11 protein-coding genes are annotated in these 14272 nt (G+C 68.5%); 1 reads left to right on the top strand and 10 read right to left on the bottom strand.

Going from position 1 to position 14272, the window contains the following annotated elements; all coding sequences use genetic code 11:
• Positions 1-95 precede the first annotated feature (95 nt).
• Complete coding sequence (locus ACIBAF_RS30180; RefSeq protein ID WP_399467243.1) at positions 96-1112, bottom strand: hypothetical protein; 1017 nt, start codon at positions 1110-1112, stop codon at positions 96-98.
• Positions 1113-1192: 80 nt separating this feature from the next.
• Here ACIBAF_RS30180 and ACIBAF_RS30175 point away from each other — a divergent pair, with 80 nt between their 5' ends.
• A complete protein-coding gene (locus tag ACIBAF_RS30175; protein ID WP_399467242.1) occupies positions 1193-1588 on the top strand; it encodes an NTP pyrophosphohydrolase in 396 nt (131 codons plus the stop codon).
• Positions 1589-1661: 73 nt separating this feature from the next.
• Here the strand turns inward: ACIBAF_RS30175 and ACIBAF_RS30170 are convergent, their stop codons facing one another.
• The 9 genes from ACIBAF_RS30170 to ngcE all read right to left on the bottom strand — a co-directional run bounded on the left by ACIBAF_RS30170 (position 1662) and on the right by ngcE (position 13988).
• A complete protein-coding gene (locus tag ACIBAF_RS30170) occupies positions 1662-3185 on the bottom strand; it encodes an amino acid permease (RefSeq protein ID WP_399467241.1) in 1524 nt (507 codons plus the stop codon).
• Positions 3186-3330: 145 nt separating this feature from the next.
• Positions 3331-5256: a 1-deoxy-D-xylulose-5-phosphate synthase gene (gene dxs / locus ACIBAF_RS30165; protein WP_399467360.1), complete on the bottom strand. Its 1926-nt coding sequence runs from the start codon at positions 5254-5256 to the stop codon at positions 3331-3333.
• A 194-nt stretch (positions 5257-5450) separates the two neighbouring features.
• Complete coding sequence (locus tag ACIBAF_RS30160) at positions 5451-6824, bottom strand: sugar ABC transporter permease (RefSeq protein WP_399467240.1); 1374 nt, start codon at positions 6822-6824, stop codon at positions 5451-5453.
• Positions 6821-7612, bottom strand: coding sequence for an ATP-binding cassette domain-containing protein (locus tag ACIBAF_RS30155; protein WP_399467239.1), 792 nt, complete (start codon positions 7610-7612; stop codon positions 6821-6823). The genes ACIBAF_RS30160 and ACIBAF_RS30155 overlap by 4 nt, the downstream gene beginning before the upstream one ends.
• 292 nt (positions 7613-7904) lie before the next feature.
• Positions 7905-9005, bottom strand: a complete 1101-nt coding sequence (locus ACIBAF_RS30150) for a sugar ABC transporter substrate-binding protein (protein WP_399467238.1) — start codon at positions 9003-9005, stop codon at positions 7905-7907.
• Positions 9006-9128: 123 nt separating this feature from the next.
• The gene (locus ACIBAF_RS30145) at positions 9129-10328 is read right to left on the bottom strand and encodes an ROK family protein (RefSeq protein WP_399467237.1); all 1200 of its coding nucleotides are present in this window, start codon (positions 10326-10328) and stop codon (positions 9129-9131) included.
• A gap of 304 nt (positions 10329-10632) precedes the next feature.
• Entirely contained in the window at positions 10633-11565 is a 933-nt protein-coding gene (locus ACIBAF_RS30140) for a carbohydrate ABC transporter permease (protein WP_399467236.1), read from the bottom strand.
• 2 nt (positions 11566-11567) lie between these two features.
• Entirely contained in the window at positions 11568-12494 is a 927-nt protein-coding gene (locus ACIBAF_RS30135; RefSeq protein WP_399467235.1) for a carbohydrate ABC transporter permease, read from the bottom strand.
• Positions 12495-12539: 45 nt separating this feature from the next.
• Entirely contained in the window at positions 12540-13988 is a 1449-nt protein-coding gene (gene ngcE / locus ACIBAF_RS30130) for an N-acetylglucosamine/diacetylchitobiose ABC transporter substrate-binding protein (protein WP_399467234.1), read from the bottom strand.
• Positions 13989-14272 lie beyond the last annotated feature (284 nt).

The following is a 14272-nucleotide window of genomic DNA, read 5'->3' as shown; positions in this document are numbered from 1 at the left end:
AGCGACTCCCCCCGTGATCGAGCCGACTGCCTGCTCAGCCCGTGATCATTGTGAACCTGGGCGAATCCTATGCGTTGGCATGTCCCCCTTCGGTCTCACATCTGCTGCCAGGCCGTCAGGGCCAGGACCGGTTCGTCCTTGCGGCGGGTGAGCCGCAGGTCGCCGGTGGACGGGGACAGGGTCGCGGCGACGACCCGGTCCTCGTGGTCCTTCGCGAGCGCCACCACGGCGTCGGCGGGCAGCGCGGGGCCCGACTCGGCCCACCAGGCGCCGGCGGACTCCCGTTCGGTCGGGTACGCGGCGAAGGCGACCCGGCCGCTCGCCGAGCGCTGGGCGAGCAGCGTGCAGTCGTGGCCGTCGAGTTCGGTGCGGATCGCGGCGACCGGGCCGGGTCCGGCGGCGGCGAGCACGGGGACGGGCTCGCCGCCGGGACGCCAGGCGCACACGTCGCCGGAGTCGTCGGTGTAGAAGAGGGTGGTGTGCTCCGGGGAGGTGGCCAGCGCTCGCAGCGTGCCCGGCCGGACCGGCGCGTCGAGGGGCTCCTGCAGCACCGGCTGAGCGCCCGGCGCCTCCTGCCGCCAGTGCAGGATCCCGCCGGCGACGGCCGCGTACGCGGCGACGCACCCGGACTCGGCCGTCACCGCGACGGGCGGTCCCTCGACGCCCTGTCCCTTCAGGTCGCGCCACGGGTCCCAGCCGCCCTTCTCCTTCTGGGCGACCATGCACAGTCCGGTGCCGATGTTGCGCACGAAGACGTGCGCGCGCCCTTGGGCGTCCACGGCGACGGCGGGCGTGCCGGTGCGGTCGCCCTTCTTGTTGGGATGGCCGATGGGCGCCCAGTCCAGGGCGGACAGCAGCGGCCGGTAGTGCGTGGAGTGCACGAGGGCCGCCTCGCCCTGCACCGTGGGCCGCCAGGAGGCCAGGTGGGCGTAGCCGTCGGCGCCGTGGCCGACGGCGAGCACCCGCTGCACCTTCTGGTCGCCGCCCACCGGGCGGGGGTCCTCCCAGGACCCGCCGGGGAGGCGCTCGGCCCGGCAGAGGACCGCGTCGTCCGACATCAGATAGACACCCAGCCGCCCATCGCGGCCCCGTATGAGCCAGTCGCCGTTCACCCGATCACCTTATGCCGGGGCCGGTGCGCCCCCTGGGCGCGGGTCCGGCCGGCGGGGCCGCCCGTGCGACCCTGGGGTCCATGGACGGTTCCCTGGACGGCTCCCCGGACGACGGCGCCCGGCTGCTCGTGATCGTCGACGCGGCGAACGTCGTCGGGTCGGTGCCCGACGGGTGGTGGCGGGACCGGCGGGGCGCGGCCGAGCGGCTGCGCGACCGGCTGGCCGCCGACGGACTGCCGGGGCACTCCGGGCCCGAGGAGATCGTCCTCGTCGTCGAGGGCGCGGCCCGCGGGGTGGAGCCGGTGCCCGGCGTACGGGTGGAGGCGGCGCCCGGCAGCGGCGACGACCGTATCGTCGAGCTGGTCGCCGAGGCCGGCGAGCGCCCCCGCCTGGTCGTCACGGCCGACCGCGAGCTGCGCCGCCGGGTGACGGAGCTGGGCGCGGACGTCACGGGCCCGCGCTCGGTACGGGGCTGAGGCGGTACGAGGCTGAAGCGGTACGGCGCGGGAGCCGGCCCCGGCGGGCGGTGCGGGGCCGGCTGCCGGGCCGTTACGCGGTGTCGTCGCGGCCGGGTCCGGTGACGTCGCCCACGGATGTCTCCTCGTGGCGCCCGAGTCGGCTGTGGGAGCGGCCGTAGAGGAAGTACACGAAGAACCCGATGACCATCCAGATGCCGAACCGCAGCCAGGTCTCGGCGGGCAGGTTGAGCATCAGCCACAGCGAGGCGCACACCGACAGGATCGGGATGACCGGCACCCACGGGGTGCGGAAGGCGCGGGGCAGGTCGGGGCGGGACCTGCGCAGGATGATCACGCCGATCGCGACGACCACGAAGGCGAACAGGGTGCCGATGTTCACCAGTTCGGCGAGTTCGCTGAGGCTGGTGAAGCCGGCCAGGATCGCGATGAGCACGCCGAGCAGGATGGTCGGTCGGTGCGGGGTCTTGAACCGCGGGTGGACGTGGGAGAAGAAGCGCGGCAGCAGTCCGTCGCGGCTCATCGCGAAGAAGACCCGGGTCTGGCCGAGGAGCAGGATCATGCAGACCGTCGTCAGGCCGACGGCGGCGCCGAAGCTGATGAAGCCCGCGAACCAGGGGTGTCCGGTGGCCTTGAAGGCGTCGGCGAGCGGGGCGCTCACGGACAGCTTGGTGTAGTGCTCCATCCCGGTGACGACGATCGACACGGCGACGTACAGGACCGTGCAGATGACGAGGGAGCCGAGGATGCCGCGGGGCATGTCGCGCTGCGGGTTCTTGGTCTCCTCGGCGGCGGTGGCGACGACGTCGAAGCCGATGAAGGCGAAGAAGACGACGGAGGCGGCGGTGAAGATGCCCATCACGCCGAAGTTGGAGGGCGCCCAGCCGAACATCAGCTGGATGAGCGGGGACTGGAGGCTGTTGCCCGCCTCGACGGTCTGCGCCTTCGGGATGAACGGGTCGTAGTTCTCACCGTGGATGAAGAAGGCGCCCGCGACGATCACGGTCAGGACGACGGTCACCTTGATGGCGACCACGACGGAGGTGACCCGCGCGGAGAGCTTCGTGCCGACCACGAGGATGGCGGTGAGCACCAGGACGAGGGCGGCGGCGAGGATGTCGAAGCCGAAGCCGTCGGCTCCCTCTCTTCCGCTCAGCGCCGCCGGCAGGTGCCAGCCGGCGTTGTCCAGCAGCGAGGCGATGTACCCGGACCAGCCGACGGCGACCACCGCCGTGCCGAGGGCGAACTCCAGGACCAGGTCCCAGCCGATGATCCAGGCGGGCAGTTCCCCGAGAGAGGCGTACGAGAAGGTGTACGCGGAGCCCGCCACCGGGACGGTGGAGGCGAACTCGGCGTAGCAGAGCGCGGCGAGCGCGCAGGCGACCCCGGCCGCGACGAAGGCCAGGGCGACGGCGGGGCCGGCGTTGTTCTTGGCGACGGTGCCGGTGAGGACGAAGATGCCGGTGCCGATGATGACACCGACGCCGAAGACGGTCAGATCGAGCGCGGACAGGGATTTCTTGAGCGCGTGCTCGGGTTCCTCGGTATCGAGGATGGACTGCTCGACCTTCTTCGTCCGGAAGAGGGTGCTGCTCACGGGGACCTCCCACGCTGTGTCGTCCTCGACATGATCGAGAGGGGGCGTGGTACGTATGCCCCGGCGCGAGCGGATTCACGCAAATGGGCCGGTTCCACCACCCTTCGCGGTGGTCGAACCGGCCCGTTCGCAGCAGGCGGGCGGGTCAGTCGCGCGCGGGCTCGACCGAGTCGACCTCGGCGGCGGCGCTGCCGTACTTGCCGTCGAGCCGGGAGACCAGGCCGGTGACCTGGCGGGCGATGTCGGGGGCGGTGAGCCCGATCTCCGTCATCACCTCGGCGCGGGAGGCGTGGTCGAGGAAGCGCGGCGGGATGCCGAAGTCGCGCAGCGGCACGTCGACGCCCGCGTCGCGCAGGGCCTGGGCGATCGCCGAGCCGACGCCGCCCACGCGGGAGTTGTCCTCGACGGTGACGACCACGCGGTGGCGCTCGGCGAGGGGCGCCATGGCCTCGTCGACGGGCTTGACCCAGCGCGGGTCGACGACCGTGGCAGTGATGCCCTGCCGGTCGAGGAGCGTCGCGATCTCCAGGCACATGGGGGCGAGGGCGCCCACGGAGACCAGCAGCACGTCCGGGGCGCCGGTGCCGCTCTCGCGCAGCACGTCCATGCCGCCGACGCGTCCCACGGCGGGGACGGCGGGGCCGACGGCGCCCTTGGAGAAGCGGACGACGGTCGGCGCGTCCTCGACCGCGACGGCCTCGCGCAGTTGGGCGCGGACCTGGTCGGCGTCGCGCGGGGCGGCGAGCCTGAGGCCGGGGACGACCTGCAGGATCGACATGTCCCACATGCCGTTGTGGGAGGCGCCGTCGGTGCCGGTGACACCGGCCCGGTCCAGTACGAACGTCACACCGCACTTGTGGAGGGCGACGTCCATCAGGACCTGGTCGAAGGCACGGTTGAGGAAGGTGGCGTACACCGCGAAGACCGGATGCAGTCCGCCGGTGGCGAGGCCGGCGGCTGAGACGGCGGCGTGCTGTTCCGCGATGCCGACGTCGTAGATGCGGTTCGGGAAGGCGTCCGCGAACTTCTTCAGGCCGACCGGCTGCAGCATCGCCGCCGTGATCGCGACGATGTCCGCACGCTCCTTGCCGAGCGCGACCATCTCGTCGCCGAAGACGGACGTCCAGTCGGCGCCCGAGGCCTTGACCGGCAGACCGGTGTCGGGGTGGATGGGGCCGATGCCGTGGAAGCGGTCGGCCTCGTCCTGCAGGGCGGGCTGGTAGCCGCGGCCCTTCTCGGTGAGGCAGTGCACGATCACCGGGCCGCCGAAGCGCTTGGCGCGGGCCAGCGCGGACTCCAGTGCCTCGATGTCGTGGCCGTCGATCGGGCCGACGTACTTCAGGCCGAGGTCCTCGAACATGCCCTGGGGGGCGATGAAGTCCTTCAGGCCCTTCTTCGCGCCGTGCAGGGTCTCGTAGAGGGGCCTGCCGACGACGGGGGTGCGCTCCAGCACCTCCCTGGTGCGGGCGAGGAAGCGCTCGTAGCCGTCCGTCGTGCGCAGGGTGGCGAGGTGGTTGGCGAGACCGCCGATGGTCGGGGCGTACGAGCGCTCGTTGTCGTTGACGACGATCACCAGCGGGCGGTCGCCGTCGGCGATGTTGTTCAGTGCCTCCCAGGCCATGCCGCCGGTGAGCGCCCCGTCGCCGATGACGGCGACCACGTGGTCGTCGCGTTCGAGGATCTGGTTGGCCTTCGCGAGGCCGTCGGCCCAGCCGAGGACGGTGGAGGCGTGGCTGTTCTCGATGACGTCGTGCTCGGACTCGCCCTGCGAGGGGTAGCCGGAGAGGCCGCCCTTCATCTTCAGCCGGGAGAAGTCCTGTCGGCCCGTGAGCAGCTTGTGCACGTAGGACTGGTGGCCGGTGTCCCACAGCACCTTGTCCTTGGGGGACTCGAAGACCCGGTGCAGGGCGATGGTGAGCTCGACCACGCCGAGGTTGGGACCGAGGTGGCCGCCGGTCTTGGACACGGCGTCGACGAGGAAGGTCCGGATCTCCTCCGCCAGCTGGTTCAGCTCCTCCGGGCTGAGCCGGTCCAGATCGCGCGGTCCCCTGATGCGGGTCAGCAGCGGCACCCGTGCCTCCTTGCAGTAAAAGCCGATCGAGCTGTTGCCGGGCTTGTCGAGTCTAATGTTCCGCTCGGGCGGACGGACTCCGGCCCGTGCGTCATAGGTCACGCGAACGGCCGTACCCAGGATGAGGCCTTCCTATGACATGGCTGTGCCCGGCATCCCTGCGGATGCCGGGCACAGCCATGTCAACGGGCGAACTAGCCGCGGCCGGCGGCCTTCTGGCTCCTGCGGGAGACGGAGTCGATGACGACCGCGCCGAGCAGGACACCACCGGTGATCATGTACTGGATCGAGGTACTCATGTTCAGCAGGTCGAGGCCGGTCTGGATGGACTGGATGACCAGCATGCCCAGGAGGGCGGACCAGACGGTGCCGCGGCCGCCGAAGAGGCTCGTGCCGCCGATGACGGCCGCCGCGATGGCGAGCATCAGGGTGTTGCCGCCACCGGCGCTCAGCGTCGCGGACGCCGTCACGCCGGCGAAGAACATGCCGCCGACCGCCGCGAACCCGCCAGAGATGGCGAACACGGTGATCCGGACCATCGGCACGTTGATACCGGCACGGCGGGCGGCCTCGATGCCGCCGCCGACCGCGAACACCTTGCGGCCGTACGTCGTACGACGCAGCACGAAGTCCACGATCACCAGCGTGGCCAGGAAGATCACCAGTGCGTTGGAGACACCCTCGGCGTTGTTCAGCACGGCCGCGGACACGAAGGCCGCGACGGCCAGAGCGCCCACCCGCAGCAGGATCTCGCTGGTGGCACGGTGCGGGACGCCCGCGGCCCGGCGGCGACGCTGCTCACCGAAATTGCCCACCAGGGACAGCACGACGGCGAGGCCTGCCAGCAGGTAGGCGCCGATGATGGCCTGGTCCATGAAGAAGGAACTCTTGCCCAGCAGGTGCACCGGACCGCTGTCCGACGGAATGTTGATGGTGCCGCTGGAGCCCAACAGCCACAGCATCAGGCCGTTCCAGCCGAGGAAGCCGGCCAGGGTGACGACGAAGGCCGGTACGCCGACCTTCGCGAAGAACCAACCGTGCAGCGCTCCGATGGCGATGCCGGTCAGGATCGCGAGGACCAGCGCTAGCCAGGGGTTCATGCCGTGGTTCACCACGAACACGGCGAACACCGTGGACGCCAGGCCGCTGACGGAGCCGACGGACAGGTCGATCTCACCGAGCAGCAGCACGAACACCAGGCCGATGGCGAGCATGCCGGTGGCCGACATGAAATAGCTGATGTCGGAGAGGTTGCCGGCGCTCAGGAACAGGTCGTTCTTCAGCTGGAAGATGGTCCAGATGACGATCAGGCCGAGGACGACCGGGATCTGGCCCAGCTCGCCGCCCCTGACCTTGCGCTTGAACTCGGTGAGGTAGCCCTTGAGGCCCTCTTCACGGATCAGCAGACGCGGGTCGACGACGGTGACCGGCGCGGCGGTCGGGTCGTCGGCGGGGGCGACGGTGTTCTGGTCCTCGACGACGCCGTCGGTCTTGTCGACCTTCGTCGCGGTGTCGGTCTTCTCCGTCTTCGCGGCCTTCTCGGGCTCGGTCTTCGACGTGTCGCTCACTTTGCCGCCTCCGCGGTGCGACGCCCCGCACGACGGGTCACGGCGTTGTCCGTGGCACCCGTGATCGCGGCGATGATCTCTTCGTGGCTGGTGTCCTTCACGGGGAAGGAGCCGTTGTTCTTGCCCAGGCGCAGGACGGCGACGGTGTCCGCGACCGCCTTGACGTCGGCCATGTTGTGGCTGATGAGGATGACGCCGAGGTCGCGCTCGCGCAGCCGCTCGACGAGGTCGAGGACCTGTGCGGTCTGCTCGACGCCGAGGGCGGCGGTGGGCTCGTCGAGGATGACGACCTTCGGGTCGCCGATCAGCGCGCGGGCGATGGCGACGACCTGGCGCTGACCGCCGGAGAGGCTCGCGATCGGGATGCGCACGCTCGGGATGCGGATGGAGAGCGTGGACAGCAGCTCCCGGGCGTTCTTCTCCATCGTCACCTCGTCGATGACGCCGCGGTGCAGCAGCTCGCGTCCGAGGTAGAGGTTGCCGACCACGTCGAGGTTGTCGCACAGGGCGAGGTCCTGGTAGACGGTCGCGACACCGAGTCCCTGGGCGTCGTGCGGCTTGTTGATGCTGACGGGCGTGCCCTCCCACTCGATGACGCCCTCATCGATGGGGTGGACACCCGCGATCGTCTTGACCAGGGTGGACTTTCCTGCGCCGTTGTCGCCCACCAGGGCGACCACTTCTCCGGCGTGGACCTCCAGCTCGACGTCGGTGAGTGCCTGCACCGCACCGAATCGCTTGGAGACTCCGCGCAACGCCAGCACGGGCGTAGCGGACACGTGAACCATCTCCTTCGCCGCCTGACCGGCGGGGATGCCGCGCGCAAAGACAAGGCGCGGAGGGATGTGGGCGACGCGCGTGGAACGCGGCGTCACCGCACGAGGTTTACAAGATGAACATGCGCGAATCCGCTGCGCTTGGCAACGGTTCCGTCCGACGCCCGCCCCGGCAGCGGGGTGTGAAGGTGGGGCGGACGTCGGAGGGGTCTCGCGGGACCGCCGGGGCGGTCGGCGGGACCCGAGGGCCGCTGGTGAGGCACGCCTTGGCAGACGGCCCGCAAGCGCCCTCGGGACCGGGCGCCTACTGGATGCCGGCGGCCTTGCAGGCGGCGGCGTACTGGGCGGTGCAGATGTCCGCGGCGGTGTAGAAACCGTCCTTGATCACGGTGTCCTTGATGTTGGCCTTGGTGACCGACACCGGGGTCAGCAGCTGCGAGGGCACCTTGTCGCCGGAGCCGCTGGTCAGCGTGGTCGGGGCGAGGGACTTGATGTCCTTGCCGTTCAGCAGGTTGACCGCGATCTGGGCGGCGGTCTCGGCCTCGACCTTGTAGGTCTTCATGATCGTGGCGGACTGGGTGCCGGCCACGATCCGCTGGATGGCGGCGAGTTCGGCGTCCTGACCGGTCAGCGGGATGTTGCCGATCTTCGCACCCTTGAGGGTGTTGGCGATGCCGCCGGCCATGCCGTCGTTGGCGGAGTAGACGCCCGCGATGTTCTTGGCGCCGAGCTGGGTGATGGCCGCGGACATCTTCTGGGCGGCGACCGTGTCCTTCCAGAGGCCGGACTGCTCGTAGGCGATGTCGACCTTGCCGTCGAGGACCTTGTGCGCGCCTTCCTTGAACTGGGCGGCGTTCGGGTCGGCGTCGTCACCGTTGATCATGACGACCTTGGCCTTGGGGGTCGCCTTGGCGCCGAGGGCGTCGAGCAGGGCCTGGCCCTGGAGCTCGCCGACCTTGACGTTGTCGAAGGAGACATAGGCGCTGACCGGGCCCTGGGCGAGACGGTCGTACGCGACGACCTTGACGCCCTTGTCCACCGCGGACTGGATCGAGGACTTGATCGCGGCGGAGTCCTGGGCGGAGATCACGATGACCTTCACGCCCTTGGTGACCATGCTGCTGACCTGCTGGGCCTGCTTGGCCGGGTCGGCCGCGGCGTTCGCGTACTCGAGCTTGCAGTCGGCGCAGAGCGCCTTGACCTTGGCGTCGAAGTACGGCTTGTCGAACTTCTCGTACCGCGTGGTGACGCTGTCGGGGAGCAGCAGGCCGATGGACTTGTCGCCCGAGCTGCTGCTGCCGGAGCCGCTGTCCTTGTCGTCGCCCGCCTTGCCGCACGCGGCAATCGACAGCGCCATGGACACGGCGGTGGCGCCGATCACGACTCTACGCATCGTTGCGTTCATGTGGGGTGTGCCTCCCTGACAGGGCCGCAACGCTGCGGCCGAGGTGGCTGGAAGTCAACTCGGCCACACGTGCGACGTCAAGAAGTAAATACTTAACGAGATGGCAACGGCGTCATTCGTTCTCTAAGTGAAGGCAGGTGTCACGGCGTGCAGGGTGCTGTCCAAAAGGGTGGAATCGCCCATCTCGCTCAGTGCGAGAGCGAGCGCTCCGAGCACCTCCGCACGACCGCCAAGTGCCCCTGGGAGAACGGACAGTTGACGCGCCGCACTCGGGATCGCATAGCGGCCGACGGATTCTCTTATCGGCCCGAGCACCAGCTCACCGGCCTCGGCGAGATCACCGCCCAGGACGACCCGGCTCGGGTTCAGCAGGTTGCAGAGATTGGCGACTCCACTGCCGACATGTCGGCCGACGTCGGCGATCACCCGACGGCAGCCCGGGTCTCCGTCCCTGGCCAGCCGCACGACGCCTTCCATCGTCAGGTCCGTGCCGTGACTGGACTGGAGCAGCGGCAGCACGTAGCGCGCGGCCGCGAAGGTCTCCAGGCAGCCCCGGTTTCCGCAGCGGCAGACAGGGCCGGATTCATCAAGAGTAATATGTCCGATTTCTCCTGCGGTCCCGCCCGGACCCCGGTAGATCTTCCCGTCGATCACCAGACCCGCGCCGACACCGCTCGCGACCTTGATGTAAGCAAGATCACGTACACCCCGGCCGCTGCCCCAGACCATCTCGCCGAGGGCTCCGAGGTTGGCGTCGTTGTCCACGTGCACCGGGACGCCGAGCCGGCCTCTCATCTCCGCGGCGGGCCTGGTGCCGATCCAGCCGGGCAGGATGGCGGAGGAGCCGAGTGTGCCGGACTCCAGATCGATCGGCCCGGGCACGCCGAGCCCGACCCCCGCGACCTTCGTACGGTCCACCCCGGTGGCCTCGATCAGCCGGTTGACCAGCTGTTCCGCCCGGTCGAAGCCCTGGGTCGAGGAGGCGTCCACATCCAGCGGCTCGGACTCCTCGGCGAGGACCTGGTGGGCCAGGTTGCCCACGGCGACGCGCAGGTGGGTGTGGCCGAAATCGACCCCGATGACGATGCCCGCGTCGCCGCTCAGACTGACGCTGCGGGCCCTTCGTCCGCCGGCCGAGGTGGGCGTCACCTCGACGGTGCCGCCTTCCTTCAACTCGCGCACGATGTTGGAGACGGTCGCGGCGGACAGCCCGGTCGTCCGGGCGATCTCCGCCTGGGTCAGGGACCCGGCCAGACGCACGGCACGTACGACTCGCTCCAGGTTGGCTCGGTGCAGTGACGACTGCGACCCCGGAGTCTCCACGACGACCTCCTGCGCGCGGGACCGCTTCGATGAGGCCCCGTCTATGTCCAACTAGTGAACTCTAAGCTGAGCTGTTCGGGTCGCCTCCCGTCAAGAGGTTGAACAGTATCCGTGTGCTTGCGGAGAGACACGGAGGGTGGCTGAACCGCGGTTGCGGGGCGTGTGGGAGCGGGTGCGGGGCGTTGCGGGCGGGGGGCGGAAACGGGGGCGGGCCTGCGCGGCAGTCCCGTGACAGGGAGGTCCGCGCAGGCCCGAGGAGCATGTCGCCCGGCGAAAGCGCGCCGCCCGTGCTCAGGACACGCGACTACTTGAGCGCCCCCGCGGTCAGCCCCTGCACCACCTGCCGCTGGAAGACGATGTACGCGGCCAGCACCGGCAGCATCGCCATCACCAGACCCGCGAAGAGGCCCGACCAGTCGCCCTTGTAGCCCTGGCTGACGGCCAGTTGGACCAGTCCCTGGGTGAGGACGTGCTTGTCGGGGTCGGTGTTGAGGACCGTGGGCAGCATGTACTGGTTCCACTGGCCCAGGAAGTTGAAGATGCCGACGCTGATCAGACCGGGCTTGGCCATGGGCAGCATGATCTGGAAGAACGTACGGCTGTGCGAGGCGCCGTCCACGAAGGCCGCCTCCGCCACCGACGTCGGCAACGTGCGGAAGAACGCCGTCAGGAAGAACACCGTGAACGGCAGCGAGTAGGCGATGTAGACGAGGATCAGGCCGTGCAGGGAGTTCAGCAGGCCCATGTTGTTCACGACGTAGAACAGCGGGACCAGGGCCAGCATGACCGGGAAGCTCATGCCGCCGATGAAGAGGTAGTAGATGAAACGGTTTCCGGGGAAGTCGAAACGCGCGAGGACGTAGGCCGCCATGGAGCCGAGGACCAGGGTTCCGATGAGCGAACCGCCCACCACCAGCACGGTGTTGAGGAAGTAGTCGCTCATGTTGGCCTCGGTCCAGGCCCGCGACCAGTTGTCGAAGTGCAGCTTGTCCGGCAGCGACCAGGGCGAGCCGAAGATGGAGCCGTCGTCCTTGAAGGAGGTCATCACCGCCCACAGCAACGGCAGCACGACCATGATCGCCCAGATGACCAGGATGCCGTGGGAAAAGGCGTTGAGGACCTTTCCTTCCGTCTTCTTCTCCACGGGCGGTTTCCCGAGGGCCAGGTCGACCTTCGTGACGGGAACCCCGGAGCCCGACTCGGCCGGCCGGGGCGCGGGGGTGTCTGTCGTCTTCACTGTCAGTACTCCAGCCGCTCGCGCCGCCCCAGCCGCATCACGACCGCGGCGAAGGCCAGCGTCACGATGAGCAGCGCGACGCCGATGGTGGTGGCGTAGGCGGCCTGACCGTCCCGGAACGCCTTCTGGTACACGTACAGGACCATGACGGTGGTCGAGTAGTCGGGGCCGCCGGGCCCGGTCGTCATGATCTGCACGACCGCGAACGACTCGGCGCCGAGCGCGAGGATGCCCATGTAGACCCAGCCCGACTGCACCGTGTCCCAGAGCAGCGGCAGGGTGATCCGGAAGAACGTCGCCGACCGGCTCGCGCCGTCCAGCAGCGCGGCCTCGTACAGGTCCGCCGGGATGGAGGCCATGCCCGCCGAGAACAGGACCACGAAGAAACCGACCGTGGACCACAGGAGCACCGCCATCACACACCACAGCGCGAGGTCCGGATCGCCCAGCCAGAGAGGCTGGACGCCGTCCAGTCCGATCCCGCGCAGGAACGAGTTGATCGCGCCACTGTCCGGGTTGTACGCGAAGGCGAACAGCAGCGCCACGATGGCGATCGACAGCACTTGCGGAAAAAAGTAAACGATCTTGTAGAAGGAGGAGCCCCGGACACCGGAGATCGCCGGGCCGCCCTTCCTTCTGCGGCCGCCGACATTGATCATGAAGGCGAAGAACAGCGCCAGGCCGATCGTCACCACCGGCAGCACGATCGCGAACAGCAGGCTGTGCTGCAAGGACTTCCAGAAGATCTCGTCGTCCAGCATCCTCCGGTAATTGTCCAGGCCGACCATCTTGAATTCGGGGCTCAAGCCGGTCCAGTCCGTGAACGAGTAGTAGATGGACTGGATGAACGGCCACACCACGAAGAGCGCATACAGTCCCAGGGGCAGCGCCAGGAACCCCACGATGAACCGGTACTTGCCGTGCTGCATCGCCACTCCGGTGCTTTTATGGATGCTTTGCCGTGATTCTCGCCGTCACTGGTGTTTGTAATGCTTGATCGTCGTGTCCTTGGCCGTCGCGTCGGCGTATCCCTGGATCTTCTTGATCGCCTCGGCGGGGGTGAGCCGGCCGGCCATCATCTCGCCGAGACCGGACACGCCGATCTTCTCCTTCTGCAACTGGACATACCAGTCCTGCAGCCGCGGATTCACCACGTTGTCGCCGGCCTTCTCCAGTGCCGCGACACCTGACTTGAGACCCGGTGTGAGCGTGATTCCGTCGGTGCCGCCGTTGTACGCGGTCAGTGACTTGACCGTGGCGGTGAAGTTCTTGGCCGACGCCTCACTGAGCATGATGCGCAGTTGTTCCATGCCGCCCGCCGCGTTCTTCGCCTTGGCCGGCACGACGAACGGCTCGCCGCCGGAGGCCCAGATGGTGCCGAACGGCATCTTGTCGGAGGAGTCGATGCCGGTGGGCGCGGAAACGGCCAGATCGAAGTCCTTCGGGATGACGTCCGCCGACTCGTTCTCCACCCAGGAGCCGTTGGGGATGAACAGGGCCTTGCCCTTGGCCCACGCGGTCTGCGACTGGGTGTGGTCCAGGCCGGGGGTGCCCTGCAGGATGTAACCCTTCTTGTAGAGCTCGTAGTAAGCGTCGAAACACGCCTTCACCGCAGGGTGTTTCCAGGCGTTCGGCTCCAGGTTGTCGATGGCGTCGAGGACTTCGCGGCCGCCCACCTTGCCGATCATCGGGTACAGCGAGAAGGGGAGGTAGTAGGGGTATTTGCCCGCATACGTCCAGCCGGCCATGCCCTTCTTCTTGGCCTTCTCGCAGACCGCGAGCATCTGGTCCCAGGTCTCGGGGTACGTGGCGTCGAGCGAGTCCAGGGCCTTCTGCGAGTACCAGACGCCGTAAACGGTGTAGGCGTAGTACATGATCCAGACCGGGGCGCCGTCGAACTGGCCCATCTCGACGATGCCGGGCCGCAGGGTGTCGCGGACCTTCTTGTTCGGGTCGTCGTAGGACGCGGCGTCGAGGAGCGGAGTGAGGTCGGCGAGCTGCTTCTTGCCGACCAGGACGCCCATGTCCATCTGCTCGGCGCCGGAGTTGTCGATCAGGTCGGGCGGGGCGCCCTGGTTGAAACGGGGCTGGAGCGTCGACTGGATCTTCTGTATGGCCGAGAACTTCACCTTCGCGCCGGGGAAGTTCTTCTCGTAGATCTTGACCGCGTCCTCGGCGTAGGCCTTGCCGAAACCGCCGTCGAACAGGACGAATTCCATCGGGGCGGTTTCATTGACCGCGAGAGGGTTCTTCGCGGTCTTCTTTCCGGCCTTCGCCTTGTCCTCGTCACCGCCGCCGCTGCTGGCGCATGCGGACAGAAAGCTCATCGTGGGGACGGAGATCAGGCCGAGTGCCGCCGACCTCTTGATCAGGTCTCGGCGGCCGACACCCGCTGAGCCGTTGTTCTCGGAGTGGGATCCCATGCTCAAGTCCTCGCCTTCTCCAGGACTCAGGCGGTGCACCGGATCCTTCCCGGCACCGCGGTCAGGTCAAGCAGGGTCGTTGCGGATCGCGTGGTTCAACGGCGTCGACGGTAACGACCGTAACGGCTGTGTCGACGATGAATCGCCGACAGGTATAGTCCACTCCTTACCGACGGAGCAAGATCGAACGCAAGGTTGCCCACCGGTCTTTTCCGAGTCGAGACCTCCCGGACATATGAACGGCCTGCGGGCGCCATGCCGGAAAAACGCAGGACATGAACCCC

The sequence above is a fragment of the Streptomyces sp. NPDC051677 genome, from assembly GCF_044453465.1.
Lineage (GTDB): Bacteria > Actinomycetota > Actinomycetes > Streptomycetales > Streptomycetaceae > Streptomyces.
This window is presented reverse-complemented; position numbering and strand designations above follow the sequence as displayed.

Bases quoted from the DNA above. Each gene is read 5' to 3' on its own strand.
- ACIBAF_RS30155 (WP_399467239.1), bottom strand. From the start codon at position 7,612: ATGGTTCACGTGTCCGCTACGCCCGTGCTGGCGTTGCGCGGAGTCTCC.
- ACIBAF_RS30150 (WP_399467238.1), bottom strand. From the start codon at position 9,005: ATGAACGCAACGATGCGTAGAGTCGTGATCGGCGCCACCGCCGTGTCC.
- ACIBAF_RS30135 (WP_399467235.1), bottom strand. From the start codon at position 12,494: ATGCAGCACGGCAAGTACCGGTTCATCGTGGGGTTCCTGGCGCTGCCC.
- ngcE (WP_399467234.1), bottom strand. From the start codon at position 13,988: ATGGGATCCCACTCCGAGAACAACGGCTCAGCGGGTGTCGGCCGCCGA.
- ACIBAF_RS30175 (WP_399467242.1), top strand. From the start codon at position 1,193: ATGGACGGTTCCCTGGACGGCTCCCCGGACGACGGCGCCCGGCTGCTC.